The following is a 26,856-nucleotide window of genomic DNA, read 5'->3' on the forward strand; positions in this document are numbered from 1 at the left end:
AGGGGTTTAAATTTTGTCATCAGTGTATTTAAAATTAATTGTTTGCGTAAATTTTAAAGTCTTCCTTCTTTATTTGCTTGAAATTTGAACAGAAATCATCAACCACTTTCTTACTCATCGCTGTAAACACAGATTCGTTTACAGTCTCGCCTTGAACAACAATATTGTTGTTTTCATCTATGATCGCAAGCTGAAAACCTTGAGTTATTTCAATGCCAGTATTCGACGATCTCAATAAATCAGTTATTGATGGCTGCTCTCTGTGACTCACGTTGTTTTTACTCGTGATTGGTTTTGGTTCCTTTTTCATGTTTGTCATCCTTGACGTAATTCATTTAAAAGCATCTAACAAGCTAACTAGAAATTATCTTAGCTTATTTGACTTTATTAAAATTAATTTTTTTCAATATTTACATTTGTTAAAAATATATAAAAAACCAATAAAATCATATAGATATAAATCACTTTTTATCGTTTTTACAAAAGTATTGTTATATTGTAATTCATTATTTTAGTTTTAAAAAAATCTCTGGAATATTTGACATAAGATAAGTTTTACAAGAGTGATGTTGCTCTTGCATAACACGTCTACAAGGATGTTAAAAATGGCAAAAATGAATGTTTTTGTAACGACGAAGTCATGCGTCGATGCAAATACCGGTGAGCTAATGTTCACAGAGGAAGTTATGCAAACTAGCTTAACAAAAGCAGTTAAGATCAACTTCGTACAACTTTATGACTCGATAGAGTATCTCGATGGATTATCCGGAACTGAAATAAAAGTTTTGTTTTTTTTGGCCGGAAAGGCTGAGATGAACACTGCTCAAGTTGATATATCGACCGCTTTACGCCTTGAAATCTCTGAACGATTTAAAATCAAAAAAGGATCGGTTCGCAACATGATCTTAAAGTTGATTGGTCTTGGACTTATCAAACCTCTTAAGAATCAGAAGTACATGTTGAACCCTTTTGTTGTTTTTAAAGGGAACTCCAATAATGTCGTGAAAGTCAGAGAGTTGTTTGTCAATGAACGTAAGTGATTAGTTTGTCTCCCCTTTTAAATATTGTATTAGAGGGGGAGGAAGATGGATTTGCTTAACATGTTGATTATCAACAAAAACGATGTGTTTTATTTAATGTACTTATGTCATCAGCAAGATGACATTGTGCAATAGCTTTAAGTCTCAAAGTTTTTTTGATTTTTTTATCAAATTTAAATTGGCAAAAATATTTTGTGATAAAATCATTTTTGCCATTTGAAAAAAGGAAGGAGTTTAAAATGGACTTTTGCACTAAACGCGAAGCACTTCAATTTGATGTTGAAGTGAACGGGCTTACATCTGAAACGACGGAGTTATCATCTGTTCTACTTCGTCAAAATTTAGACCTGCATGTGGAATTTCCCGATTTAGTAACTTTGGGTCATCCGGTGTCAATGTGGGCAACATGTAAAAACGCGGTTGAAGTTAATCCAGTTACTATCGAAATGGGGGTGTATTTTCAGATCGTTTCTGAGTATGAGTCGAGTCAGAAATTTGATGTTGACGGTGGCTATTCTCGCGTTGAATTAATCGAGAAATTAAAAAGCGGCAAATCACTTGGCGTTCAAATGCCAACTGATATTTTGTTGTATCAGTTCTTGTTTGGTAAACGCAGTGTTAAAGCAAAGATTAAGGCAGTCAATAAGCCTAGAATTTTGCTGGATGTAACGTTGACCCCTGTCCCTGTTTATTAGCCACATCTTTCAGTGTGTTTTAACTAATTGAGTTTACTTACTGTCGGAGATAAATCATGAAACAAGATTTTGCTATTTTTCGCATCGGTAAACTCAAATCTAAAGCTGAAATCTCGGCAATGTCTGCCCACTGGCGTCGGACGAAACCGACGCCAAATGTCGACCCAACTAAAACGAAGTTCAATCGTGTACTGATGGGGGCGGCAGACCCCTATAAGGCATTTTGTGAAGGCGTTACGCAGCGAGGTATTACCAAGTTTCGTAAAAATGGCGTTTTTGCTTTAGAAGCTGTGCTGGCATTTTCGCCTAGCTTTATTATTGACGAATCAGGTAAGTATTTACCTGATGCGAAAGATAAGCTTACTCAGTGGATCAAATTATCGAAAGATTGGTTACAAGAGGAATTTGGCGAACGGGTGTTATCTGCATACCTACATGCTGATGAGCGAAATTTTCACATCCACTGTTGCATTCACGTATTTGAACTCAAGCAACGCCGTAACGGTGCGGTATGGGGCTTAAATGCGAGGGCTATAACGGGCGGAGCTGATAAGCTCCGTCGTCTACAAGACAGCTATTCGTCGAAAATGAACTGCCTAGGGTTAAAACGTGGCATTCGTGGTTCTAAAGCAACTCACTCAACAGTATCGCAGTTTTATAACGCTATAAACGAAGCGAAGGACGTAGCACAGTCATTAGGCCTTAATCCGCCGACAGATAGCCCTACAGCGTTTTCTCCTTGGTTAAAAAATGTTGAAAAGGTCATCACTGCGCTACAGAAACAACAACAGGTCGAGAAGACAAAGTTGTTAGATCTTATTCAGGAACTCAGAGACACAAACCAACGTTTAAACTATCAACTTCAATCTGGCACTCCAAGGCGTGGCATACGATAGAACTGAAATGTGTACACAACGAACGTAACAATTAGCGGTAGCTCAATTGTGTAGTGAGTACGCAAGTACCATCGTTATAAGATTTGTCGCTAGTGAGTTACTATCCGTTTGGGCTAGGGCTCTTCACTCTGTGATTGATTGTAAAATGCACAGGAGTTTACCGCCAGCACTCATGCAGAACTTTGACTGGAACACTTCCACGAAAGATGCTGTCCATACTTGGAAAGTACGGTTCTATCATTGTCGATTCTTCGATTTTCCCATATCCTCTTCCCATCAAGTTTTTGACCAATTCACTTAGTGCTAATTTGTTTAGATTTAAGGTCAAATTTCAATCAAAAAAACAGGCTTCGCTATCTGACTTCAACGGTAAATACCATTTTATAGGCTCGCAAGTGAAGACCTGATACTGGCTTTAAAATTGCGTACTCCTGTCGTTTCAATAAGACGATTTAGAAAATGGATCGAACAGGAATAGCGCGTTTGTAGTCAAAGTGAATAGCTCACAAACAACAATGAATTAAGAAGTTAAGGATCTCTATGCCAACGTTGGATTTTAAAGGTAAACAGTTTGTTTATTCACACCACTTGAGTGTGCCGTTTCGTGAACTAAAAGTGGTTGCAGATAAATCGTTACCGCAGGAAGGCAAGGCGGCATCATTGGATGACAACCTCATCATTCATGGCGACAACCTTGAAGCCCTCAAGGCGTTACTGCCTACCCATGCGGGTAAAGTAGACTGCATTTTTATCGACCCGCCGTACAACACAGGCAATGAGGGGTGGTGTTATAACGACAATGTACGCTCACCATTGATGCAGGAGTGGTTGAAACAGTCTGCCAATCCAGTTGACAAAGATGATTTGGAACGTCATGACAAGTGGTTATGCATGATGTGGCCTCGCTTAACGTTGTTAAAAGAACTGTTATCCGAAACAGGAACCATTTTTGTTTGTATAAATGACGTTGAGCAGCATTCACTAAAAATGTTACTTGATGAGATCTTTGGTGACGAAAATTTTTTAGCGACACTTGTTTGGGAAAAGGGAAAAAAAGGGGATTCCACGTTTTTCTCTAATACGCACGAATACATTCATGTATACAGCAAAAACAAAGAGACAGTTAAGTCAATGGATATCAAGTGGCGATCAGCCAAAGAAGGTATCGAGGAAGTTTTGAGTTTTTACCAAAGTCTCAGGAAGAAGCATAATAATAATCACGACTTAATTCGAGAGGATATGCAGGAATGGTTCAGAAAATTACCGAATGATGCTCCTGAGAAGAAAATGAAGCACTATTGCCACTCTGATGACAGAGGACTTTATTTTCCTGATAATTTTGCCGGTCCAGATGATGGCAGAAAAAACCGACCTAGATATGACATTCTTCATCCTGAAACCGGTGAACCTTGCTCGAAGCCTTCTACAGGATGGAGATGGGATGAGTCTACAACTAAAAGAGCTTTAGAAGCGAATCCGCCATTAATTCATTTTGGTAAAGATCATACAACAATACCAAACCGTAAAACATATCTTAAAAAAACTGGAGGCGAAGCTTTCAATACGGTGTTTTATAAGGATGGCAGGTCTGCGACACTTCAGGTTGAGCAACTCGTTGGTGAGGGTGTTTTTCCCTATCCAAAAGATGTTGATATTGCAGCTGCTTTAATAGACTTATGCTCCCATGAATCAGCAACAATATTGGACTCCTTCGCGGGAAGTGGAACTACATTGCATGCAGTTTTGAAACTTAATAACTCTGACGCCGGTAAAAGGAAATTTATCGGAATTCAATTGCCTGAAGAAGTACAGCCGGAAACGAAAGCCGCCGAAGCAGGGTATAATGACGTTATTGACATTACTCTAACAAGGGTAAGCAAAGTAATAACCGGTTATGTGTCGGAAAAAAACACTAAAGAAGAACTGTATGTAAAAAATATTAATTGGTCGGATTTTAAAAATTCAGAAAAAACAATTAATACTTTAAATGCTATAGAAGAAAGCACACAAGGGCAGTATCACTCATATCAACGTGTGATGAAGAATGGAGTACTTAGACTTTACGGTATTCGAAATGCAAATGAAAAGGTACTTGGCTTAGAAGGCTCCTATGCATTTTGCACATTGGGTGACCCTATAAGAATTGAAAGTTTGCTCACCGGCGAAGCAATGCCGTCATTCGACGCGCTTGCTCGTTATGTGTTTTATACCGCCACTGGGCAGTCGTTAGAAACGGTCGCTAAAGCCTCTGCCGATGGTTTTATCGGTGAAACAGACTTATTCCGTATCCATCTATTCTATCGTCCAGATAGTGAGTGGTTGCGGTCAAATGAAGCGGCATTAAACGCAGATAAAGTAGGGGCGATTGTTAAAAATAACACCACGAAAAAGCGCACGATTGTTTTTGCTGTGGCGAAATTTATGAGTCAGAAGGACTTAACTGAAAAACGCATTGAGTTTTGCCAGTTGCCTTACGCTATCCATCGCATTATGGGGGCGTAATATGGAGTTAAAAGACTACCAAAATGGTGTTTTGGATAAGCTAGATTATTACTTAAAAAAGCTAGCCGACACCAAGGAAGAGGCGGAAGACTTTGTTGCTTTTCAGAAAATGAAAGGCAAAGAGGCGCGCTTAACCGATTACGCCAAAGACACGTGGGAAGCTTTGGTACAGGAGCGCCGTATTGACCTACTTAAAGACAAAAGTGGTCACTTGGTGCCAGCGCCTTATGTCACAAGATTTGACGGCTTAGATAGACCAATTCCGAATATGTGTTTAAAGCTACCTACAGGCGGCGGTAAAACCTTACTTGGTGTGGCAGCTATTGAACGAGTGCAAACAGATCTTTTTGCGCAACAGACAGGGATGGTTCTGTGGGTTGTGCCTTCTGACACCATTTACAAACAGACATGGAAGCAGTTGGCCAATCGTGAGCATCCATATCGGCAAATGCTAGAGCGCGCTTCGGGTGGGCGTGTAAAAATGCTCGAAAAGAACGATGCATTTACCAAGCGGGATACCGATGAAAACCTGTGCGTTATGTTATTGATGCTGCAATCTAGTGCGCGTCAATCCAAAGAAACGCTGCGTATGTTCCGTGATAGCGGACGATTTACCACTTTCTTCCCGATTGAAGATGACACCACAGCCAACGAGGCGCTTTTGAGCCGTATTCGTAATTTAGATTGTAACGATCTTTCAGATTACGGTTGGCAAGAGGGTATAGCCCCTGGCTCTGTGTCAGTCAAACAAAGCTTAGGCAACGTGTTACGCATGGTTCGCCCAGTCATTATTGTGGATGAAGGGCATAAAGCCTATAGCGAAACCGCAAGAGAAACTCTGTGTGGATTTAACCCTAAGTTTATTCTTGAGCTTTCTGCCACGCCTAATGCTAACGGTAAGCATCACTCAAACGTGCTGGTGAATGTGTCAGGGCAAGCACTGAAAGATGAACAAATGATTAAGTTGCCTATCAACCTAATCAACGAAGAAAAAAGTGAGTGGAAGCATACCTTGGCGCTTGCGCACGCAAAACTGGCAGAGCTTGAAAAGGATGCGGGGCAGCTACAAAACGAAACTGGTCGCTATATTCGCCCCATCATGCTAATCCGTGTTGAGCGTACTGGTAAAGATCAGCGTGATTCATCGTTTGTGCATGCGGAAGATGCCCGCGAGTATTTGATGGACAAACTCGGCGTAAATGAAAATGAAATTCGCCTGAAAACATCTGATAAAGATGAGTTAGGTGATGATGATTTGCTTAGCGAAATGTGTCCCGTTAAATACATCATCACAAAGGATGCGCTACGTGAGGGGTGGGATTGTCCTTTCGCTTATATATTAACCGTGTTGTCAAAAATGACGGCAAAAACGGCAATCACCCAAATGATTGGTCGGGTATTACGCCAACCACATGCGCGATTGACGCAAAAACCAAGCTTAGATGAGTGTTATGTCTACACCTTTGATCAGGATGTGATGGAAGCGGTCGCCGGTGTTAAGCAAGGTTTAGAAGAAGAAGGGATGGGGGATGTGGCGAATCAGGTTAAAGCCTCAGAAGCCAATAAACCTGCCACTGTAGTAAGTAAAGAAACGTTACTGCGTAGAGAGCGTTTTCGTAGCTTACCGAAAATATTCTTGCCTCGGGTTTTACATCGTGATGCAGGCAACAAAGACGGCTACCGCTTGTTTGATTATGAACGGGATGTGCTCGGTGACTTAGATTGGGAATCGCTGTCTTATTTGAATGCTGAGAACTTCCAGTTAGTAGACGACAAGTTAAAGCGCACGATTGCTCGTATCGACTACAAAATGTCAAAGGATAAGCAAGGCGAGTTGGACTTGGCCGATCCGGTACACGAAAATGTCGAGTTTGACCCAAGTTTAGGCCTAGATATCTCGTTTATGGTAAGGCAACTCACTGATGTCATTCCAAACCCTTGGCAAGCCATGCGGGTGTTAACGCACACCTTAGACACCTTGCGTAGCAATGGGGTTACAGAGGAAGCGCTGTTTACTAATCGCCTAGAGCTGCTCAAAGAGATTAAGCGCGACATTAAACAACAGGTTGAGGAATTATCGGAGCAAATCTTCAAGTCTAAATTGGACAATGGTGATATATCACTGCGTCTACTCGCTTCAGATAATGAAAAGCTTAATTGGGAACTGGCGCAAACCCTAGAGGTAAATGTTAGTGAGCATGATCAGGTGCTTCGCCGCAAAGATGGATCTGAACTCGAAAAAAGCCTGTTCGAAAAGGTCTATCAAAATGGGTTGAACAATTTAGAGCGCGACACAGCTTGGTATCTAGATAAGCAAGAGTCTGTGTATTGGTGGCATCGTATTGCGGTAAACCAACGGGAGTACAGCCTACAAGGCTGGCAAAAGCAAAAGGTATACCCTGACTTGTTAGTTTGTGTGGAAGAACCTACTTTCGGTACTTATCGTTTTTCAGTGTTAGAAACGAAAGGCGAGCATTTGAAAGGAAATGATGACACTGAATACAAGCGTCGTTTGTTCGAATTGTTGACCGATCATATTAGGTCGGCAGTGGACGCTGGAGAAATGACGTTGGAAGCTGCCTCTGGTGGGATTTCATTTAGGATGCTAATGGAAAGTAGTTGGACACAGGAGATCGTGCCTGAGCTAACCAAGTAAAGTAAGACGAAATGCATAGTCAGGTCAGTAAGACTGCTTGACTATGCATTTATCAAAAAATATCAAACATTCCCACTCCCCTAAGCGCCAATTCTGCAACGTTTAAACCGTTTTCCCCTTAAACTCACAAAGATCATTGATTATGCATGAGCTACAGTCAGGTGTTCTAGCTTTACATACATAGCGTCCATGAAGGATGAACCAATGGTGCAAATTGAACATGAACTCAGTCTTATTGGGTGTGTTTTTGATAATGGCCTGCTCGGTTTGTTCGACTGTTTTGCCTTTAGCGTAGCCAGTGCGGTTAGCAAGGCGCTGAATGTGAGTGTCCACCGCGATAAAATATCTACCATCATTATCTTTTAGCCAGCCAAACGCTGTGTTAAGCACCACGTTAGCCGTTTTACGGCCGACACCAGGTAGGGACTCTAATGCTTCGCGATTCTTCGGTACTTGGCCATCGTATTTATCTAATAGGATTTGCGACAGCGCGACCACGTTTATCGCTTTGTTGTTATACAAGCCGATGGTTTTGATGTATTCCTTTAAGCCTTCAACACCAAGCGCCGCAATCGCCGCTGGAGTATTGGCAACGGGGAATAACTTATCAGTGGCGTTATTCACACTCACATCGGTTGCCTGTGCCGAGAGGGTCACTGCGACCAACAGTTCAAACGGACTGCTGTAGTTGAGTTCAGTTTTGGGATGAGGATTTTCAGTGCGGAGCCGCTCTAAAATTTGTCGACGTTTATCCTTATTCAATTCGCTTTCCGTCCATCGTGTTAACTCACTTTAGTGACTCGTGCCCGCTCTACAGCTGGAGCAGTCGGTGCCGGTTGCTTGGCGGCTAACTTGCTATCAATCACGTTCTTTAACGCAATCAACAATCCCATGCCTAAAAACGCGCCGGGTGGCAGCATCGCCAACAAAAATGAGGTATCGGTGTGCCAGAGCTCAATTCGCATACCCGCAGCCCACGGACCAAGCAACTGGTCAGCACCATCAAACAGCGTGCCCTGGCCTAATATTTCGCGCATTGCGCCGAGCACCAACAGCACAAGGGTAAAGCCTAAGCCCATCATAAAACCATCAAATGCGGCCTTCGCGACCGTGTTGCGAGAGGCAAAAGCTTCGGCACGACCGATAATGACGCAGTTGGTTACGATCAACGGCAAAAAGATCCCCAGCGACAGATACAGCCCATAAGCATAAGCGTTGATAGTGAGCTGCACCACGGTCACCAGTGCGGCAATAATCATCACAAACACCGCAATACGGATCTCTTTCGGCACAAATTCGCGGATTAACGACACGAGTACGTTGGAACCAATCAATACCGCCATGGTGGCTAGGCCTAAACCCAAGGCGTTGGTCACTGTAGCCGTCACTGCAAGCAGTGGACATAACCCCAACAATTGCACTAAGCCAGGGTTATTTCTCCATAACCCTTGTACGGCAATTTCGCGATATTGACTCATGATTTAGATGCCTCACAGCTGGTTTTACTGGTGTAGATTTGCGCCTTATGCGACACAAAATAGCTCAAGGTATTGCGCAATGCTTTGGTATAAGCACGCGGCGTAATGGTCGCACCGGTAAACTGATCAATCTCGCCGCCATCTTTTTTCACAAACCAAGATTTCATTTGGTTAGGGTCAAATGCACGCCCAACAAAACTTTCGACCCAGTTGGATTTACGTCGGTCGACTTTATCGCCGAGTCCAGGCGTTTCCTGCTGCTCCAGCGTTCTCACCCCAAGCACAGTACCTTGGTTATCCACTGCCACAATCAAAAGGATTTTACCGTTGTAACCATCCGGCGCGATGGTTTCAATCGCCACTGCTTGCGGTTGACCTTGTTTGCTGGCGATATACACCGGCATCGCGTCAGCAGTGCCAAGCGCTTCCGGTGCGGTGATTAAACGGCAAGAGGCTGCTAAATCATTGTCATGCAGTGCATCGGGAATAATCTGCTGCAGAGTGCCGAGCAGCTGCTGGCGCTGTTGAAACTCAATTTGGGGGCGCGTTAGCAGGTTGACACCAGCGACCAGCGCCGAACAAACCAAGGCAAACAGACCTAAAAGCAGGCCGTTTTTAAGCATCCCGTTATTAAATATTCCGCTTTGAAACATGTTGTTATTCACGTTCACCTCTTAAGACGATGCCCGGCCGTGGCCGTAGGTGCGTGGTTTAATGTAGTAATCCAGCAGCGGCGCGGTGAGGTTGGCTAACAGCACCGCAAAGGCAAAGGCGTCTGGGTACCCACCGTAACTGCGGATCAGATAAACCAAGGTGCCAATCAGCGCACCAAAAATAAGTCGACCTTTGTTGCTGGTGGCGGCGGTGACGGGATCGGTCGCAATAAAAAATGCTGCTAACATGGTGGCGCCGCTAAACAGATGCATCAACGGGCTGACATGGGTTTCAGGTTGCCACATCCAGCCGATAGCAGCACACACTGATAATGCGCCAAGCACCCCGGCACTGATATGCCAGCGAATCAGTCCCATTTTTAATAACAGCAAGCCACCGAGCAGGTAGGCCAAATTGACCCAAAACCAACCCGCACCCACAGCACCGTTAAATGCAGGTTTCTGCAGGATGTCGCTGATGGGATGGCCTTGTGATAAGCCTGTTCTTAACGTGTCGAGCGGAGTGGCCATAGTGAAACCATCGATGCCTTGCTGAAAGGTTTCTGCCACCGAAATTTGACTGCCCGAGAGAATAATTTGCGCACTCTCCAAAAGCTGCGGTGAGCTCGATGCGATGCTCACAGGAGCAACCCATGAGGTCATCTGCACTGGAAACGCGATCAGCAACACCACGTAGGCCGCCATTGCGGGGTTAAACAGATTATTCCCTAAGCCGCCATAGAGTTGTTTGACGATAATAATCGCAAAGGCGGTGCCGATAACCGTCAGCCACCATGGGGCTAATGGTGGCAGCGCAATACCAATTAATATGGCGGTTAACAGTGCGCTATTATCTGACAAAGCGCTTGCTACAGGGCGTTTACGTAGCACCATCACCAATGCTTCGCTGATCAGCGCGGTAAGCATAGCCAACAATACTTGAAACAGAGTTCCCCAGCCAAAAAAGGCAATCTGTACCGCAACCCCGGGTAAGGCACATAGCAGTACGCGTTGCATGACCGTACTGGTCTGCAGCGGCCGATTCATATGGGGCGATGAGGCAATTTTAAACGCCATTATGATTGATTCTCCTTCTCGGCGCGCTCAGCTGCCTTTTTGGCTTTAGCCTTGGCGACCGCGGCGGCAATACGCGCTTGCTTGGCATCAGCTTCATTTACTTCGACTACGGGGGCTTCTGCTGCTTCGATTGCGCTGCCGCTGTTATCCGTTGCGGGTGTCACATGCTCAGCTGCCATTGCCGCGTTAGCTTGCTCTGCGGCTTTTTTGGCTTTCGCTTTAGCTACCGCGGCGGCAATACGAGCCTGTTTGGCATTAACCATTTCGCCAGTATCAGCTGGGGCGGAAGCTTCATCGGCCACTGCCGCGTTGTCGTTAGCACTCACCGGTGTGTGAGCTCTAGCATCGTCGCTCTCAGTCGTCGTTGCTAATGCGCTCTGGGCCGGCGATGCAGATGGTGTCTGTTCCGTCGATGGTTGCGCATTGGCGGTCTTTTTGGCTTTGGCGCGGGCAACTGCAGCCGCGATTTTCGCTTGTTTATCGTCTGCGGGAATTGCTGCTTCGTTAACTGCTGCGCTGTTTTCTGCCGTATCAAGCTGAGTCGTCGATTCGGCGTCTGCTGTGTCATCACAACTCACTTGAACGGCTTTTTTAGCTTTGGCGCGGGCAACAGCGGCGGCAATTTTTGCTTGCTTGTCGTCTATAGTCGGTGGAACAGGCTCAGTTGCAGGTACATCATTGGTTTCAGTTGGCTGTGGTTCAGCTGCAAGTGCGGCCTTTTTCGCCTTAGCGCGAGCAACCGCGGCAGCGATTTGCGCTTGCTTAGTGTCGGAGGCTGCACCTGTTTCTGCCTTGATAGCCTCACTGTCGGCGACTGCGCTGTCTGCAACCTCGTCGGTCGATTGAGATTTCTTTGCTTTGGCACGAGCTATTGCGGCAGCAATTTGCGCTTTTTTATCATCGGTCACATCGCTGGTTACGTCGGATTCAGTATTAGACTGCACCACACTTGTTTCAGCAGTTTGCAGTTTTTTCGCCTTGGCTCTGGCGACTGCGGCGGCGATTGCATCATTGCTTGGCGGTTCGACAACCGCTGCATCGCTAAGTTGCACTTGCTTTTTGGCTTGCACGCGAGCTAACGCGGCAGCAACGGCATCTTTCTGATCGCCACTCATCGCGGCTTTACGTCGCTCTGACGCTTCTTTCGCTTTGGCTTCCCGTTCGAGGCGCTCTTGTTCTAAGCGTTCTAAACGGGCTTCATAGCGAATTTTTGCTTGTTCAGCTTGTACCTTTTCTGCACGGTCTTTACGGATTGCTGCTTTGGCAACACGATAATACTGCACCAAGGGAATATCTGACGGACAGACAAAAGCACAGCAGCCACACTCGATACAATCTTGCAGATTAAAGCTGTTGGCTTTGTCGTATTCTTCGGCTTTGGCATGCCAATAGAGTTGCTGTGGCAACAAGGAGGCGGGGCACACTTGCGCACACTCGCCGCAGCGAATACAAGCACGCTCATAATTGCCGCTGCTTAGCTCATTGCGTTTAGGCAACAACAAACAGTTGGTGCCTTTGAGTACCGGCACATCGGCATCGGGCAGGGTATAGCCCATCATCGGCCCGCCGACAATCACTTCTACCTGCTTATTACTGCGCAGCTTGAGTTGCTGCAGCACATGATTCACCGGAGTACCGATCGGTAACCAGTAGTTACCATTTTGCTCAATATTGCCGCCGGTCACGGTGACCACGCGTTCAATCAGTGGTTTACCCTCAACAACTGCATCACGAATGGCATAGGCTGTGCCCACGTTGTGCACCACAATGCCGAGTTGTGCCGGAATTGTTCCCGACGGCACCTCTTTGCCTGTGATGATTTGGATGAGCTGCTTTTCACCGCCGGAAGGGTATTTGGTCGGAATGACCCGCACTAACGCAATCGGTTTTAGCTCTGCACTTTGGCTGATAGCCGTCGCCATTGCCTTTGCAGCTTCAGCTTTATTATCTTCAATGGCGATAACAATACGACGTGCGCCAATCAGTTGCTGAATAATCTCAATACCGGCAACAATGTTGGCCGCATGTTCTCGCATCAAACGATCATCGGCAGTGATATAGGGTTCACATTCCACACCGTTGATGATCAGCAATTCAATTTTGGCAGCAGGTCTTAATTTGATGTGGCTAGGGAACATGGCGCCGCCCATACCGGCAATACCTGCATCGCGAATGCGCCCTAAAATCTGCTCTTTACTCAGTTGTTTGGCATCTGCAGTCTGAAACTGAAGCGCTTGGTCTTCACCGTCAGCGTCAATTATGCAGGTAAGTTCAGGTAAGGCTGAGGCGTGATTGCTGGCATGCGGCGCAATTGCGCTGACGACACCAGAGGTTGGCGCATGCGCCGCCACAAACATTGCACCGGCGGATTTGGTCAATGGCTGACCTTTTAACACGCGCTCCCCAACTTTCACCGTCAGCAGGGCGCTGTCGCCCACTTGTGGCACCGGAATATAAAACTGCTTAGCCAGCGGCAGGCGAGCCACGGGTGTTTGGTTTGACAAGTGCTTCATCTCAGCAGGATGAATACCACCGGTCAGCGGCCAAAGAGTATTTTGTTCGATAATATCGATAAGATTCAATTGACTATCCCCAACTACAGCGTCTTAACTGGAATGGCATTTAAGCGCCAATCCCAACTGCGGGTGTTCTGGGCGACTGGGATCATGTCGATACAGTCTACAGGGCAGGGCTCCACACAAAGATCACAGCCGGTGCAATTGACCGTCAGTACTGTGTGCATCAACTTGCCCGCGCCGATAATCGCGTCCACCGGACAGGCTTGGATACATTTGGTGCAGCCAATACATTCTTCTTCACGAATAAAGGCGACTTTCTTGACTTGTTCCTGTGCTTCGGCGGCGAGAGGCTCAGGTTCCACGCCCATCAATTCGGCTAATTTTTCCATGGTGGCGGTACCACCAGGCGGGCAACGGTTAATCTTTTCACCGTTTGCGATTGCCTCTGCATAGGGGCGACACCCCGGAAAACCACATTGGCCACATTGGGTTTGCGGTAACAGGGCTTCGAGCTGATCGACAATAGGGTTACCTTCAACACGAAATTTCTCTGCAGCAAAGCCGAGAATAACGCCAAAAACCAGTGCAAGCAGCGTCAGTAGTACAACAGCAGTTAACATCCTTTACTCCGTTATTTCACTAAGCCGGTAAAGCCCATAAAGGCTAACGACATTAAGCCGGCGGTAATCATTGCGATTGCGCCGCCACGGAAGGGGCTAGGAACGTCTGCGGCAGCAAGCCGCTCACGCATAGCTGAAAACAGGATCAACACTAATGAAAACCCGACTGCTGCGCCAAAACCATACACCGCACTTTGCAGCAGATTGTGTTGCTCATTGACGTTAAGTAATGCCACACCCAATACCGCACAGTTGGTGGTAATCAGTGGCAGATAGATACCCAAAGCGCGATAGAGCGCGGCGCTGGTTTTTTGCACCACCATCTCGGTAAATTGCACGACGACGGCAATCACCAAAATGAAACTCATGGTGCGCAGATATTCCAGCCCAAACGGAATTAATAGGTATTGGTTAACCAAGTAACTCAAAATCGACGCCAGCGTCAGCACAAAGGTGGTCGCCATCGCCATACCGAGCGCCGACTCCAACTTGCCCGAAACGCCCATAAAGGGACACAGGCCTAAAAATTTGACTAAGACGAAGTTGTTCACCAGCACGGTGCCGATCAACAGCAGTAAATATTCAGTCATTGCAATGCAATAGGTTCATTTTCATGGGCGCTTATTATCGGCATTTAGGCACCGATAAACAACACATAGAATGAAGGGGATAACGTTAATGAGCGGCGAATCGCCAGTGAACTAGGTACAGGTTGGCACAATGTGATGATTTGGTCACACAGTCACGACAATCAAGTGGGATTTCAGTTTGTAGTGGGGAATTGAGTTTAGCGAGCTGGGGAATTACGCAATGGCTCCCCTGACTGGACTTGAACCAGTGACATACGGATTAACAGTCCGCCGTTCTACCGACTGAACTACAGGGGAACATTTGAATTGCAGTAACAAGATGGCTCCCCTGACTGGACTTGAACCAGTGACATACGGATTAACAGTCCGCCGTTCTACCGACTGAACTACAGGGGAATTGCTTGTTGTTTAAAAGTGGCTCCCCTGACTGGACTTGAACCAGTGACATACGGATTAACAGTCCGCCGTTCTACCGACTGAACTACAGGGGAATTGCATTTAAACGTAAAATTGGCTCCCCTGACTGGACTTGAACCAGTGACATACGGATTAACAGTCCGCCGTTCTACCGACTGAACTACAGGGGAACACTTTGTTTCAGAATCGCTTGGCTCCCCTGACTGGACTTGAACCAGTGACATACGGATTAACAGTCCGCCGTTCTACCGACTGAACTACAGGGGAATTGCGATGTGTCTCTGAAGACGGAGCGCATAGTAAAACGCTCTTTGGGATGAGTCAACTCGCCTTTTCAAAAAAAGTCGGATTGCGGCGTTAATTGCTTATCTTATGCGCATACCCCAGAAATTTGGTGAATTATTAGCGAATAATGCATAAAAAATAACAGCTAAGCGAAATTTCAACGGCGATTAATGAGGGCGAGTTTGCCGCTCCAGCATGATGTGAAAGCTGCTCTGAATAGAAACTGGGCAATATTCGCTGTAGGGGATATTAAAAACGATCTTTTTGATTGCACCGAAGCAGGGCAATGTGATCTCTATCGAAATGATCCTCGACTAATTAATAAGGGGTAGTTGTGGGTCAATGTAATTTAATTTCGGCTTCATCAAGTTGTCACAAAAAGCACCTGCATTAGGCAATCCCGCATGGTTACGGGGCTTGAGCCACTTATCCACTATTTCTGTGGATAACCTTGTGAGTTATTACGGTAAATACGCTGCAAACCCTTGTGGTTACTGCAACGGACTTAAAATGCACAGTTTTGGTTAGAAAGAATAAAAATAAATAAAAACATATAGTTAAAAAAGTCAATACTCTGGTGTAGGCAGATTGGGACAAGTGTTCAAAATGTAAGGAAATCTCGCATGAATGCTGTGCATTAAATAGGGGCAGTTTTACTCAAAATAGCGAAATTTAGCCGTTTTTATGAGATCGCGATCTAAAGTTTGTTCTGTTTTCGCAACAGTAATCGTCTCTGCTCATAATCGCTAACGAGAACAATTCTGGTACTCGGTTACAAGGCTGATTACAATGGCTACTCGGAAGAAGGAGCTGTTATCGTGTCCGACACTGTTTTCAAACTCGAATCACAATATTCCCCTGCTGGCGATCAGCCGACTGCGATTAAGCAACTGATTGAAGGATTAGAAGCCGGACTTGCACATCAAACCCTTTTAGGGGTAACCGGCTCAGGTAAAACGTTCACTATCGCCAATGTGATTGCTACGTTGGGGCGACCCACCATTATTCTTGCGCCTAATAAAACTTTGGCAGCGCAATTGTATGGTGAGATGAAGGAGTTTTTCCCTCATAACGCGGTGGAATACTTCGTCTCTTATTATGACTATTACCAGCCAGAAGCTTATGTGCCGTCGACCAATACCTTTATTGAAAAGGATGCCTCGGTTAACGCCCATATTGAACAGATGCGGTTATCGGCAACCAAAGCACTGTTAGAACGGCGTGACGTGGTGTTAGTGGCATCGGTCTCGGCAATTTATGGTTTGGGTGACCCTGATTCCTACATGAAGATGCTGTTGCATCTCCGCCAAGGCGATATTATTGGTCAGCGCGACATTCTTAAACGCTTAAGTGAGTTGCAATATACCCGCAATGATATTGAGTTGGCGCGTGGCACCTTCCGTGTGCGTGGCGAGGTGATCGATATTTTCCCAGCGGAATCTGATCGCGATGCGATTCGGGTGGAATTGTTTGATGATGAGATTGATCGCTTGTCACTGTTCGATCCACTGACCGGACACGTCAGCAAAAAAATTGCCCGCGCCACTGTCTACCCGAAAACCCACTATGTGACCCCTCGAGAGAAGATCCTCGCCGCTGCGGAGCAGATTAAAGAGGAGTTGCGGGAACGTCGCGAACAATTGCTGCAATTGAATAAATTAGTCGAAGTGCAGCGTTTATCTGAGCGCGTGCAGTACGACATCGAGATGATGATGGAGCTGGGTTATTGCTCCGGCATTGAAAACTACTCGCGCTATCTGTCAGGGCGTGCGCCGGGTGAAGGCCCACCAACTTTGCTTGATTATCTGCCGGATGATGGCTTGATGATCATTGATGAATCCCACGTGACTGTGCCGCAAGTGGGCGCTATGTACAAAGGCGACCGTTCGCGTAAAACCACGCTGGTGGAATATGGCTTTCGCTTGCCGTCAGCGCTAGATAACCGACCGCTCAAGTTTGAAGAGTTTGAGGCATTAATGCCGCAAACGATCTATGTGTCGGCCACGCCGGGCAGTTACGAGATTGAGCGCAGCGATGGGGAAATTGCTGAGCAGGTGGTGCGGCCAACGGGGCTGCTCGACCCTGAAATTGAAGTCCGTCCTGTTTCAATTCAAGTCGATGATTTGCTGTCAGAGGTGGGTAAACGGGTTGCGGTTAATGAGCGGATTTTGGTGACCACGTTGACTAAGCGGATGGCGGAAGATCTGACCGAATATCTTGATGAGCATGGCGTCAAAGTCCGTTATCTGCACTCAGATGTGGATACAGTTGAGCGGGTAGAGATTATTCGCGATTTGCGTAAAGGCATCTTTGATGTGCTGGTGGGCATCAACTTGTTGCGTGAAGGCTTGGACATGCCAGAAGTATCACTGGTGTGTATCTTCGATGCCGACAAAGAGGGCTTCTTGCGCTCCGAGCGTTCACTGATCCAGACCATTGGCCGTGCGGCGCGTAACGTCAACGGTAAGGTGATTCTCTACGCCGATAAAATTACTCCATCGATGGAAAAGGCGATGGGCGAAACCGCCCGTCGGCGTGAGAAGCAACATCAGTTTAACCTCGAACACGGCATAGTGCCGCGCGGCGTGGTGAAACGGATTACCGATGTGATGGATATTGGTGATAGTTCAGAACGCGATCTGCCAAGTAATTTGGATATTCGTGGCAGAAGAAAAGTGGCCGAACCGAAAGCACAATATCATGGCAATGTTGGCGAGCTAACTAAGCAGATAACAGCGATGGAAGAGCGCATGTATCAACACGCCCGTAATCTGGAGTTTGAAGAAGCGGCACAACTGCGTGATGAAATTGCCGCGCTAAATGAACAGTTAAAACGCTTGGGCTGATCAATCAAAAGCTCATCAATACAAAAGCCGCTAGAAATAGCGGCTTTTTCGTCAGTGGCTTAGCAACCGAGTGACGGATGAGCTTATTGCAGATGTTTATGCAGCAAGCGACTGCCAAGCCAATAAAGGCCAAACAGTATTACACCGCTCAATAACCCAATGAGATGAGCGTCAATGGCAACCGGCGCATTAATCAGGTTAGTCACTTCACTGTTGGCGCCAGCATATTGCTCCCAGCCAACTTTTACGCTGACCCCGAGCAATAACAGGTAACCTGACTGTAAACCGCATTTGATGTCGCACAGACTGCCAAAGCTAAACAGCCCATGTAACACACCGCTCAGGCCAACATAGCCCCACAAACTCGGCACAGCAAAATAAAGCCCAATCCCTTCGACCACCAACAAACTCAGCATCAGGCCAATGAATCCCGACGCCGAGTAATGCATGCGGTGAATAAACACCACAACCCACATACCCGAGAGATTCATCAACAGATGCCAGAGATTCGTGTGTAGCAGATTACCTGTGAGTAAGCGCCAATATTCGCCGTTGCCAATCTCAGAACGCTGATAGGCCAATAGATCGGTTAAGCCGAGTAATTGCAGCAAGCCGCATAGAGCGCTGATGGCAAGTACTCCAAACCATAATGGCGGCAGTTTATAACTCATGCGCAAGTAAGTTTTTGCTGTAGCGATTGCTGCACCTGAGCTTGATTATCGAGATAATCCGCGAGCCCTTGATGGCGTAATTTGCAGGCTGGACATTCGCCACAGCCGTCGCCTTGAATACCGTTATAGCAGGTGAGGGTATGATGCCGGACTAATTCCAGTTGACCATAATGATCGGCCAGCGCCCAGGTTTCGGCTTTGTTGAGCCACATTAGCGGGGTTACTAACTTAAGCGGCCGTTCCATACCCAGTTCTAGCGCCTTATTTAGCGCAATCACAAAATCATTGCGGCAATCAGGGTAGCCAGAAAAATCGGTTTCACAGACGCCGGTAATCACAGCTTGAGCACCAATCTGATAGGCAAAAATGCCGGCCAGCGTGAGAAACAGAATATTGCGTCCAGGCACAAAGGTATTGGGCAGGCCGTTATCCATCAGTTCATTGGAGACGGGAATGTTATCGCGAGTGAGCGCCGAAATGGCCAATTCATTCAGCAGCCCCACATCCAACACTTTATGGCTGGTAACGCCTAATTTACTGGCGAGTGCTTTGGCCACATCAATCTCAGCTTTATGGCGTTGGCCATAGTCAAAGGTGATGGCGTGTACTTCGTCATACTGAGTCAAGGCTTGTACTAAGCAAGTGGTACTGTCTTGGCCGCCACTGAACACCACAATGGCGATACGTTTAGACTGGGGGGCATTGCTATTTGCTGTCATACTCAAATTGTTTTGTTCTGTTTGTTGCTTCAATGGGCGCTAGTTTAGCGTAAAAACACGCTAAACCCCATATCGCGCGGTAATTGCGTTTGTACGGAAAATCTTCTATAAAGTGCGCCGCAAATAAATGAGGTTAGTTAATGCAATATCCCGTTAATGAGATTTTCCAAACCATTCAAGGTGAAGGCCAATGGACCGGCGTGCCCGCAATCTTTGTCCGCTTGCAGGGGTGTCCAGTCGGCTGCCCTTGGTGTGATACGCGCCATACATGGGAATTGCAGCCAGAAAATGCCGTCGCGCAGCAGCTGATTTTCCAAACTGATGGCCAAATTGGCCGTTGGTCGAAGCTCACTGCCGCAGATATCATCGATGGGTTTAAGGCGCAGCAGTTTACTGCAAAGCATGTGGTCATCACCGGCGGTGAACCTTGTATGTATGATTTGCGGCCATTAACAAGTGAACTGCATGCACATGGCTTTAGTAGCCAAATTGAAACCAGTGGCACTTTTGAGGTGCAATGCGCCAACGAGACTTGGGTCACCGTGTCACCCAAAGTGAATATGCAGGGCAAACTGCCGGTACTGACGACGGCGTTGCAGCGTGCCAATGAAATTAAGCATCCTGTGGCCACAGAGCATCACATCGAAGAGTTGGAGCAGTTGCTGGCGACAATCGACACTGAAGGCAAGACCATCTGCCTGCAACCGATCAGTCAAAAAGCGCGCGCAACTGAATTAGCGATGCGGGTCTGTATTGAGCGGAATTGGCGTTTGTCGGTGCAAACACACAAATATCTGCAGATTGATTAACCCATGCAGCGAGTTTCGTGAGCGGCTATTAAGCGACATTGACCTGAGTAAATGTCGCTTTTTTGTGGGCAACGCTGATAGTTCTGGGGTAAAACCCGTTTGTGGGATGCTCAAGATGATACGTATTAGACTCAGGTAAACGAGCGATAATGCGTTTAGCAGTTGTGGAATTATCGGTTGTGTTGGGAGTTTTGAATCAAGGAAAGATAAAGCAGGAAGAAAATGGTGGAGGGAGAAGGATTCGAACCTTCGAAGGCGGAGCCGTCAGATTTACAGTCTGATCCCTTTGGCCACTCGGGAACCCCTCCATCAGGGAATGCGAATGAAATGAAGTTGAATAATGGTGGAGGGAGAAGGATTCGAACCTTCGAAGGCGGAGCCGTCAGATTTACAGTCTGATCCCTTTGGCCACTCGGGAACCCCTCCAGTGCTTATTCAAAACACATCACTACAAGCCGTGCAAAATGGTGGAGGGAGAAGGATTCGAACCTTCGAAGGCGGAGCCGTCAGATTTACAGTCTGATCCCTTTGGCCACTCGGGAACCCCTCCTCATTTAGCGGCGGCAATAGTAGACATAAACAGATTTCATGTAAAGCCCGAATTTTAAAAATGCGCTAAAGTTCTTGTTCAACTGGTCGATTAAATAACAACAGATTGTTTTATTGATGTTTTTTTATGCAGCCAGCGTCAATTGTCGTTAACGAGCTAACTATTGCCCCAGCCTTACGCAGTGCTGTGGAACAAAACCAGCGTGGTGACTTTGGGTTACTGCTGGCGATGTTGTCGCAAGATGCGCGGGACTGGCCGCAATTTCATCTACAAGATGGTATTGCGCTGCAAGAAAAGCTCGCTAAGCAGTTCGAATTACCCCCTGCAGAACGGCTCATCGACAACGTGGCTGAGAACGCTGAAGTGGTTGATAACAGCCAATACTTCCTTAATGAGGGCGCAACGGCGTTCCGCTTGCAGCAGTGTTTACGGCCAGAAGCCTTAGTGATCCGTGGTCAACATCCCTTAAGCGACAGTGAAGTGTTGGAAAACCTTGATCCACAAACTCGCCAACATCTTTCTGGAACTACATCCGTTAAGTTACCTGAGATCCCTGATTTTGCTGATCAATTAGCCGAGCAGCGTCTCTGGCTATCGCAACATCAAGCAGCGTGAATTACACCACAGTCTGGCACTGTGAATGCTGTATATAATGACGCGGTTAACCACAAATCCACCGGAATAAGATCATGAAAAGTATCAAAGATGCACAGAGTAGCTTGGTCAATGACACCTGCGCTGAGTGTGGCAGTTATGTTGATATTGGTGCGGTGATTGAAGAAAACGACACCTTGTTGAAAGTGGATTTTGTCGGTGAGTCGGCGACGCAACAAGCCCAAGCGCTGGGTGAACAGGCCTGCACACGTTTTGAAGATGCTCAGTATCAAGTGGTCACGACCGCAGAGGGGGCACAACTACTGGTCACCTTTGGCTGTAGTGCCGAGAAGATGATTTTTCAATTACAGAACAGTTTGCCGTAAACGACGTTGTAGTTAAGTGTAAATAAATATTATAGATATTGCTCGGAATAGCACGTCTGTGTACCCTTCAAAAGCACCCGTATATTAGGCGTCGTAGATATTTAAAATAGGTGATTGGTTTGGGAATTAGCGTTAATCGTGGGGAGTATAGACGGTTACTGGAGTCGCTAACGAATTCCGAGGCCAAACAGAAAGGAAATTTTGTTGCCACTGCAGATCTTGCTTGCCGTTTATTGAGTGAACATCTCAATGTCGAACGTGTTAGCGTGTTGTCGTGGTCGAAAGATCAAAATATCCAATTTGAAGTGGCACGGGTTGGTAGCCAACCTGACGTCTGTCGTCCGCAGCATTTGGTGGATGTTGGCAATTACGTTGCTGAATTGCATCAGCATTTGCATATTGATGCTGCCGATGCGGTGGTCGATTTCCGCTTAAGTGAATTACGTGACCACTATCTGCTGCCAAATAACATCGGCAGCTTGCTCGACATTGCCATTCGTATTAATGGACACATTGAAGGGGTAGTGTGCCTTGAACGATTAGGTGATGTTGCCGCTTGGGGGGAAGCCGATATCAGTTTTGCTTCTCATGTAGCAGATCAACTAGCGCTCACACTCGCCACCAGCAATGCTTATTATCAAGACGAGATGCTGAGTCTGTTTCAATCCGCAATTGAAAAATCTCGTCAGATCACCTTGCTGGTCAATCTCAATAAGCAAACCGTTGAATATGTAAACGGCGCCCATGAAATCATCACCGGCATCCCACGTGATAGAATTGAAGGTCGGAGCCTTGCTGAGTTAGCGTATTTCAAGCAACATCCAGAAGACGCTCAGCAAGTATTAGCGGAACTGCTGCAGGGCAATGTTGTACGGCAGATTTTTTCACTTACCAATAGCCGTGATGAAAAGATTTGGGTGAAGTTTTTTGCTAGCCATTTTGTCTCGCCAATGGGCAAACAATACGCGCTAGTATCGGCAGAAGATTACACCGAAACTAAGCAAAACCAGCAAGAACTTGAGTTCTACGCTTGGCATTGCAGTCTTACTGGTCTTTACAATCGCACCTATTTTAAACGCCAACTTGACCGGATGACTGATGGCAAACTGGTGTTGCTCAATCTGGTCGGTTTTAAACGATATAACGATACTTATGGCCATGAGCGTGGCGATCAGTTGTTGGTTGAAATTGCCCGTCGTTTGAAGCACTTTACCGATGCTCGCTTTAAGCCACCTTGTATGGCTGCGAGAATTGGCAGTGATGAGTTTGCCTTATTACTCGATAGTGATTCAGGCCAAGACCTTGATATTCATATCAATAAGCTTTATCAGCAGTTGTCTCATCCGGTCGCTTTTGGTAGCGAATCTGTGGATGTGCGCCCTGCGATAGCCATTGTAGATATTGGTGCTGTGACGGCAATTGCATCGCCGTTAACCTGTGCAGATATTGCATTGCAACATGCCAAAAAGAAGCAGGGGATGCCGATTAGAAGTTTTACTTCGGATCTGCTGGAAGCTTTTAAAGACGACTCAGAGATTGAGCGTGACCTTATTCACGCAATTCGTAAAAAGCAGTTTGAGCTTTATTATCAGCCACTTAAAGACCTACAAACTCAACGATATATCGGCGCAGAAGCATTAATTCGTTGGCATCATCCCAAACGGGGTGTGCTTTATCCCGGTACATTCATTGAGATTGCCGAGCAGAAAGGGCTGATTAATGCCATTGGATCTTGGGTATTAGAAGCCGCCTGCAAACAACTCTATCTGTGGCAGCACCATGACATCAGTCTGACGATGCATGTGAACGTATCGGCACGGCAATTTTTCGGCGGTAACCTGTATGAACAGGTGTGGGATTTGTTGACGCGCTATCCGATAAAACATCGCACCTTGATTTTAGAGATTACCGAAACCGAGTTGATGGAAGATATTCGTTATGCCACCAATCTTTGTCAGGAATTAGCGGAGTTGGGCGTGGGACTGGCCATCGACGATTTTGGTACTGGCTATAGCTCAATGCGCTATCTGAAGCAGTTCCCCATCAGTAAATTGAAAATTGATCGCTCATTTATCTCTGATCTGACCATTAGTCATCAAAGTCGAGAGATTGTCAGCGCAATCATTGCGATGGCAAAAGCGTTGAATATATCGCTGACGGCGGAAGGGGTTGAAGATCAGGAACAAGAGATGTTTTTGACGGAAAACTTGTGCCATCAGGCGCAAGGCTTCCTTTATAGTCCAGCATTAAGAGAAGCGGATTTTTCTCACTTTATTGATTTGCAATCCAGCAGTTCAATCGTGCATTAAGCGTTTAACCTGTTCAAGAAAGCAAAACGCTAAGTCCTTTAGGCTTAGCGTTTCAAACAACACTGCTTAAATTTTTTACCACTACCGCAGACACATGGGTCATTGCGGCCAGGTAAGCTGACCTTCAATAGTTCACCATCGGTGTAAAACCAGCGACCATCTTCAAGAACGAAATTGGACTGCTCGTGAATAGCATCAATCGTGCCGCCATCTCGATACCAAGCGCAAAAACGCACTTGGCCGACATTAGCCGACATTGAATGTGCTTCGACATTCAGCGATAGCCACTGCTCAGGCTGCGCCTGCGCCAATTGTGCTACTGTAAGCGCACCACAAAAATCAGCATGGTGCGTATCGAGCAAATATTGATATTGCTTTAACACAAAGGCACTGTAACGCGAACGCATCAGTTGCTCAGGCGTTTGTGCTGTGGCTTGTTGTTGGTGCAACTGACCACAGCAGTTCACATACTCTGTGCCACTGCCGCACGGGCAAGGCTTATTTAGTGTGTTGGTAGGCATTGGGGCTATTGTTTTCTGGTACAACCGCTGGCGTTAATTCTGAAAATTGCTCGCCATAATAAAAGTTGGGATGAGGCGTCGCATCGTAGTACAGCTTGGCATCGGCACGATTACTCATATCCAGTTGGACGCGCCATTGCAGTTGGTTATTCTTCTTCAGCATCATCACCAATTTACCCGCAAACTCGCTGATCGGTTCTTCAGTATCTTGCGGGGGATGATAACGCACCATGTAATAGACAATCTCAGTCACCTCATTGGTGCTGGTGTGGAGCCGCTCAATAACACGAAAATCGACATCTAGCGCGGCGCGGCGCTTTTTGACGCGATCGAAAAATTTTTGATACAAAGCGAGTACATCAGTCTTACCCTTGACGATGCCGACACTGTTTTGTTCAGGCACGTAAATGGTATCGTCGGCGTAGACGTTGGCCAACGGTGCAGCATCGAGCGCTTTAAATGCCTTAATAAATTCACCGTAAATGGCGTTTAACGCGGTTTGCTCGGCTTTGTCATTCGTTGCTGCAAACACTGGTGCTGCCAGCGAAGCGCACAGAATCAAAGCAGTTAGTAAGAATTTCATCAACTATTTCGAAGAATCTGTCATGGCTGCCACTATAATGGATGCGCCTTTTTACCAGAAGCCTGATTTATTTACAAAGTGTGTAGTGTTGTTTGTGAGAGGGAAGATAGCGATGCACCAAGACGACAGAGAACTGTTTCTCGAGGAAATGGCGGACGTTGTTCCCATCAAACAAGATGTTGAACAGCAAACGGCATTACGTAATGGTCCAACGGAAGGCCAACTCGCCAAAAAAGCAGCGGCGGAATTGAGCGAATATCATCAACGACTTACCTTGGATTTGAGTCAAATTCCGCCGCTAAAACCCGACGATATGTTGAGTTTTAAACGTGATGGTGTGCAGGAAGCGGTGTTTAAAAATTTTCGCCAAGGACAGTATCAAATCGCTGCTGAGTTAGATATTCACGCCATGTCGCTTCGGCAAGCGCGTGATAGCCTGCTGTCATTTTTGTTGGCGCAGGTAGAACGTGGTCACCGCTGTGTCTTAGTCATCCACGGCAAAGGTCATAGCAGTAAGCCTTTCCCCGGCTTAATGAAATCCTGTGTTAACTATTGGTTGGCTCAGGTAGACGAGGTGATGGCTTATCACAGTGCTCAGCGGCATCATGGCGGCTATGGCGCTGTCTATGTGATGTTGCCTAAATCCAGCGCAAAGCGAGTCGAAAGCCGCGAATTAAACAGTCGTGGGGTACGTAAACGCTAAGGGCTTATTAGACGTTTGTCCGCGGTGTTTTTGTTTGACAAGGTGGGTAGCAACAATTAATTTAAACGTATGTTTAAAATTGTTGGAGTCGCTATGTCCAGCAGAATCGATACCAAAACCAAAATCCTTGATGCAGCAGAAAAATTGTTTGCAGAACGCGGGTTTTCGGAAACATCGCTGCGTCTTATCACCAGTAAGGCGGAGGTGAACCTTGCCTCTGTGAACTATCATTTTGGCTCCAAACGCGAACTCATCCGAGCGGTGCTGGCGCGCTATCTCGATCAATTTATGCCTGCGGCATCAACTGCTATTACGCAATTGCAGCAAGACAATCCGCAGGCATCGTTATTTGACATATTTTCGGCGCTAGTCGAGCCGCTATTGCAACTAAACACTGTCCGCGTTGGCGGGACTCGCACCTTCTTGCAGTTGCTTGGGCGCGGTTATATCGAAAGCCAAGGTCACTTACGTTGGTTTATCACCTCGCAATACGGCACACATCTGAGCAGTTTTGTTTCCGCTGTGCATACCAGCGTGCCCGATATCCCCGAAGCTGACATTTTCTGGCGCTTACATTTCACCTTGGGCACTGTGGTGTTTACTATGGCCTCGGCGGATGCGCTGATTGATATTGCAGCCAATGATTTTGCTGAGAAAAACAATATTGAAACGGTTATTCGTAAAGTGATCCCGTACATCGCCGCTGGCGTTGCGGTATCTGCTTAACCAGTAGGTGA

General features: G+C 46.4%; 24 protein-coding genes and 8 tRNA genes. 12 read left to right on the forward strand and 20 right to left on the reverse strand.

Features of this window, described 5'->3' with window-relative positions; translation table 11 throughout:
• Positions 1-34: 34 nt before the first annotated feature.
• Positions 35-310 carry a hypothetical protein gene (locus JYB87_RS07920; RefSeq protein WP_207356322.1) on the reverse strand — a complete coding sequence of 92 codons (276 nt, stop codon included), beginning with the start codon at positions 308-310 and terminating at the stop codon, positions 35-37.
• Between the two features lie 295 nt (positions 311-605).
• On the opposite strand from JYB87_RS07920, the gene JYB87_RS07925 reads away from it, so the two are divergent.
• From JYB87_RS07925 to JYB87_RS07945, 5 genes are all read left to right on the forward strand, one after another.
• A complete protein-coding gene (locus JYB87_RS07925; protein ID WP_207356323.1) occupies positions 606-1,040 on the forward strand; it encodes a MarR family transcriptional regulator in 435 nt (144 codons plus the stop codon).
• A gap of 239 nt (positions 1,041-1,279) precedes the next feature.
• Complete coding sequence (locus JYB87_RS07930; protein ID WP_207356324.1) at positions 1,280-1,735, forward strand: hypothetical protein; 456 nt, start codon at positions 1,280-1,282, stop codon at positions 1,733-1,735.
• Between the two features lie 56 nt (positions 1,736-1,791).
• A complete protein-coding gene (gene mobV, locus JYB87_RS07935; protein WP_207356325.1) occupies positions 1,792-2,631 on the forward strand; it encodes a MobV family relaxase in 840 nt (279 codons plus the stop codon).
• A 540-nt stretch (positions 2,632-3,171) separates the two neighbouring features.
• The gene (locus JYB87_RS07940; protein WP_207356326.1) at positions 3,172-5,133 is read left to right on the forward strand and encodes a site-specific DNA-methyltransferase; all 1,962 of its coding nucleotides are present in this window, start codon (positions 3,172-3,174) and stop codon (positions 5,131-5,133) included.
• Between the two features lies 1 nt (position 5,134).
• A complete protein-coding gene (locus JYB87_RS07945; protein ID WP_207356327.1) occupies positions 5,135-7,789 on the forward strand; it encodes a DEAD/DEAH box helicase in 2,655 nt (884 codons plus the stop codon).
• Between the two features lie 102 nt (positions 7,790-7,891).
• Here JYB87_RS07945 and nth read toward each other — a convergent pair whose 3' ends face one another.
• From nth to JYB87_RS08005, 12 genes are all read right to left on the reverse strand, one after another.
• The gene (gene nth / locus JYB87_RS07950; protein WP_207356328.1) at positions 7,892-8,551 is read right to left on the reverse strand and encodes an endonuclease III; all 660 of its coding nucleotides are present in this window, start codon (positions 8,549-8,551) and stop codon (positions 7,892-7,894) included.
• 20 nt (positions 8,552-8,571) lie between these two features.
• The gene (locus tag JYB87_RS07955; RefSeq protein ID WP_207356329.1) at positions 8,572-9,267 is read right to left on the reverse strand and encodes an electron transport complex subunit E; all 696 of its coding nucleotides are present in this window, start codon (positions 9,265-9,267) and stop codon (positions 8,572-8,574) included.
• Positions 9,264-9,890: an electron transport complex subunit RsxG gene (gene rsxG / locus JYB87_RS07960; RefSeq protein WP_207356635.1), complete on the reverse strand. Its 627-nt coding sequence runs from the start codon at positions 9,888-9,890 to the stop codon at positions 9,264-9,266. The genes JYB87_RS07955 and rsxG overlap by 4 nt, the downstream gene beginning before the upstream one ends.
• 51 nt (positions 9,891-9,941) lie before the next feature.
• Positions 9,942-10,997: an electron transport complex subunit RsxD gene (gene rsxD / locus JYB87_RS07965; protein WP_207356330.1), complete on the reverse strand. Its 1,056-nt coding sequence runs from the start codon at positions 10,995-10,997 to the stop codon at positions 9,942-9,944.
• Entirely contained in the window at positions 10,997-13,579 is a 2,583-nt protein-coding gene (gene rsxC, locus JYB87_RS07970) for an electron transport complex subunit RsxC (RefSeq protein WP_228729972.1), read from the reverse strand. The genes rsxD and rsxC overlap by 1 nt, the downstream gene beginning before the upstream one ends.
• Before the next feature lie 14 nt (positions 13,580-13,593).
• Positions 13,594-14,136 (reverse strand): electron transport complex subunit RsxB, encoded by a 543-nt coding sequence (gene rsxB, locus JYB87_RS07975; protein ID WP_207356331.1) that lies wholly within the window; start codon positions 14,134-14,136, stop codon positions 13,594-13,596.
• 11 nt (positions 14,137-14,147) lie between these two features.
• A complete protein-coding gene (gene rsxA / locus JYB87_RS07980) occupies positions 14,148-14,726 on the reverse strand; it encodes an electron transport complex subunit RsxA (protein WP_207356332.1) in 579 nt (192 codons plus the stop codon).
• Positions 14,727-14,947: 221 nt separating this feature from the next.
• A tRNA-Asn gene (locus JYB87_RS07985) sits at positions 14,948-15,023 on the reverse strand.
• 23 nt (positions 15,024-15,046) lie between these two features.
• Positions 15,047-15,122, reverse strand: a tRNA-Asn gene (locus JYB87_RS07990).
• A gap of 19 nt (positions 15,123-15,141) precedes the next feature.
• Positions 15,142-15,217 (reverse strand) — tRNA-Asn (locus JYB87_RS07995).
• A gap of 20 nt (positions 15,218-15,237) precedes the next feature.
• A tRNA-Asn gene (locus JYB87_RS08000) sits at positions 15,238-15,313 on the reverse strand.
• A gap of 21 nt (positions 15,314-15,334) precedes the next feature.
• Positions 15,335-15,410, reverse strand: a tRNA-Asn gene (locus JYB87_RS08005).
• A gap of 836 nt (positions 15,411-16,246) precedes the next feature.
• Between JYB87_RS08005 and uvrB the strand changes: the two genes are divergently transcribed.
• On the forward strand, positions 16,247-18,274 hold the full coding sequence (gene uvrB, locus JYB87_RS08010; RefSeq protein WP_207356333.1) for an excinuclease ABC subunit UvrB: 2,028 nt from the start codon (positions 16,247-16,249) through the stop codon (positions 18,272-18,274).
• 83 nt (positions 18,275-18,357) lie between these two features.
• Here uvrB and rrtA read toward each other — a convergent pair whose 3' ends face one another.
• Both rrtA and queC read right to left on the reverse strand, forming a co-directional pair.
• Positions 18,358-18,945 (reverse strand): rhombosortase, encoded by a 588-nt coding sequence (rrtA, locus tag JYB87_RS08015; RefSeq protein ID WP_207356334.1) that lies wholly within the window; start codon positions 18,943-18,945, stop codon positions 18,358-18,360.
• The gene (gene queC / locus JYB87_RS08020; protein WP_207356335.1) at positions 18,942-19,664 is read right to left on the reverse strand and encodes a 7-cyano-7-deazaguanine synthase QueC; all 723 of its coding nucleotides are present in this window, start codon (positions 19,662-19,664) and stop codon (positions 18,942-18,944) included. The genes rrtA and queC overlap by 4 nt, the downstream gene beginning before the upstream one ends.
• 140 nt (positions 19,665-19,804) lie before the next feature.
• On the opposite strand from queC, the gene queE reads away from it, so the two are divergent.
• Positions 19,805-20,473 carry a 7-carboxy-7-deazaguanine synthase QueE gene (gene queE, locus JYB87_RS08025; RefSeq protein WP_207356336.1) on the forward strand — a complete coding sequence of 223 codons (669 nt, stop codon included), beginning with the start codon at positions 19,805-19,807 and terminating at the stop codon, positions 20,471-20,473.
• 223 nt (positions 20,474-20,696) lie between these two features.
• Here queE and JYB87_RS08030 read toward each other — a convergent pair.
• From JYB87_RS08030 to JYB87_RS08040, 3 genes are all read right to left on the reverse strand, one after another.
• Positions 20,697-20,781: transfer RNA gene (locus tag JYB87_RS08030), tRNA-Tyr, on the reverse strand.
• Positions 20,782-20,814: 33 nt separating this feature from the next.
• Positions 20,815-20,899 (reverse strand) — tRNA-Tyr (locus JYB87_RS08035).
• A gap of 39 nt (positions 20,900-20,938) precedes the next feature.
• Positions 20,939-21,023: transfer RNA gene (locus tag JYB87_RS08040), tRNA-Tyr, on the reverse strand.
• Positions 21,024-21,149: 126 nt separating this feature from the next.
• Between JYB87_RS08040 and JYB87_RS08045 the strand changes: the two genes are divergently transcribed.
• The 3 genes from JYB87_RS08045 (at position 21,150) to JYB87_RS08055 (ending at position 24,312) form a co-directional block, all read left to right on the forward strand.
• Positions 21,150-21,638 carry a VC2046/SO_2500 family protein gene (locus tag JYB87_RS08045; protein ID WP_207356337.1) on the forward strand — a complete coding sequence of 163 codons (489 nt, stop codon included), beginning with the start codon at positions 21,150-21,152 and terminating at the stop codon, positions 21,636-21,638.
• Between the two features lie 74 nt (positions 21,639-21,712).
• A complete protein-coding gene (locus JYB87_RS08050; protein ID WP_207356338.1) occupies positions 21,713-22,003 on the forward strand; it encodes a DUF406 family protein in 291 nt (96 codons plus the stop codon).
• 119 nt (positions 22,004-22,122) lie between these two features.
• Positions 22,123-24,312 (forward strand): putative bifunctional diguanylate cyclase/phosphodiesterase, encoded by a 2,190-nt coding sequence (locus JYB87_RS08055; RefSeq protein ID WP_228729973.1) that lies wholly within the window; start codon positions 22,123-22,125, stop codon positions 24,310-24,312.
• 44 nt (positions 24,313-24,356) lie between these two features.
• Here the strand turns inward: JYB87_RS08055 and JYB87_RS08060 are convergent, their stop codons facing one another.
• Together JYB87_RS08060 and JYB87_RS08065 are read right to left on the reverse strand one after the other, a co-directional pair.
• Positions 24,357-24,833, reverse strand: coding sequence for a YchJ family protein (locus tag JYB87_RS08060; RefSeq protein ID WP_207356339.1), 477 nt, complete (start codon positions 24,831-24,833; stop codon positions 24,357-24,359).
• Complete coding sequence (locus tag JYB87_RS08065; protein WP_207356340.1) at positions 24,811-25,416, reverse strand: YybH family protein; 606 nt, start codon at positions 25,414-25,416, stop codon at positions 24,811-24,813. The genes JYB87_RS08060 and JYB87_RS08065 overlap by 23 nt, the downstream gene beginning before the upstream one ends.
• Positions 25,417-25,528: 112 nt before the next feature.
• Here JYB87_RS08065 and smrA point away from each other — a divergent pair, with 112 nt between their 5' ends.
• Complete coding sequence (gene smrA, locus JYB87_RS08070) at positions 25,529-26,119, forward strand: DNA endonuclease SmrA (protein WP_207356341.1); 591 nt, start codon at positions 25,529-25,531, stop codon at positions 26,117-26,119.
• A gap of 93 nt (positions 26,120-26,212) precedes the next feature.
• On the forward strand, positions 26,213-26,845 hold the full coding sequence (locus JYB87_RS08075) for a TetR/AcrR family transcriptional regulator (RefSeq protein ID WP_207356342.1): 633 nt from the start codon (positions 26,213-26,215) through the stop codon (positions 26,843-26,845).
• Positions 26,846-26,856: the final 11 nt, after the last annotated feature.

The sequence above is a fragment of the Shewanella avicenniae genome (assembly GCF_017354945.1).
Classification (GTDB): domain Bacteria; phylum Pseudomonadota; class Gammaproteobacteria; order Enterobacterales; family Shewanellaceae; genus Shewanella; species Shewanella avicenniae.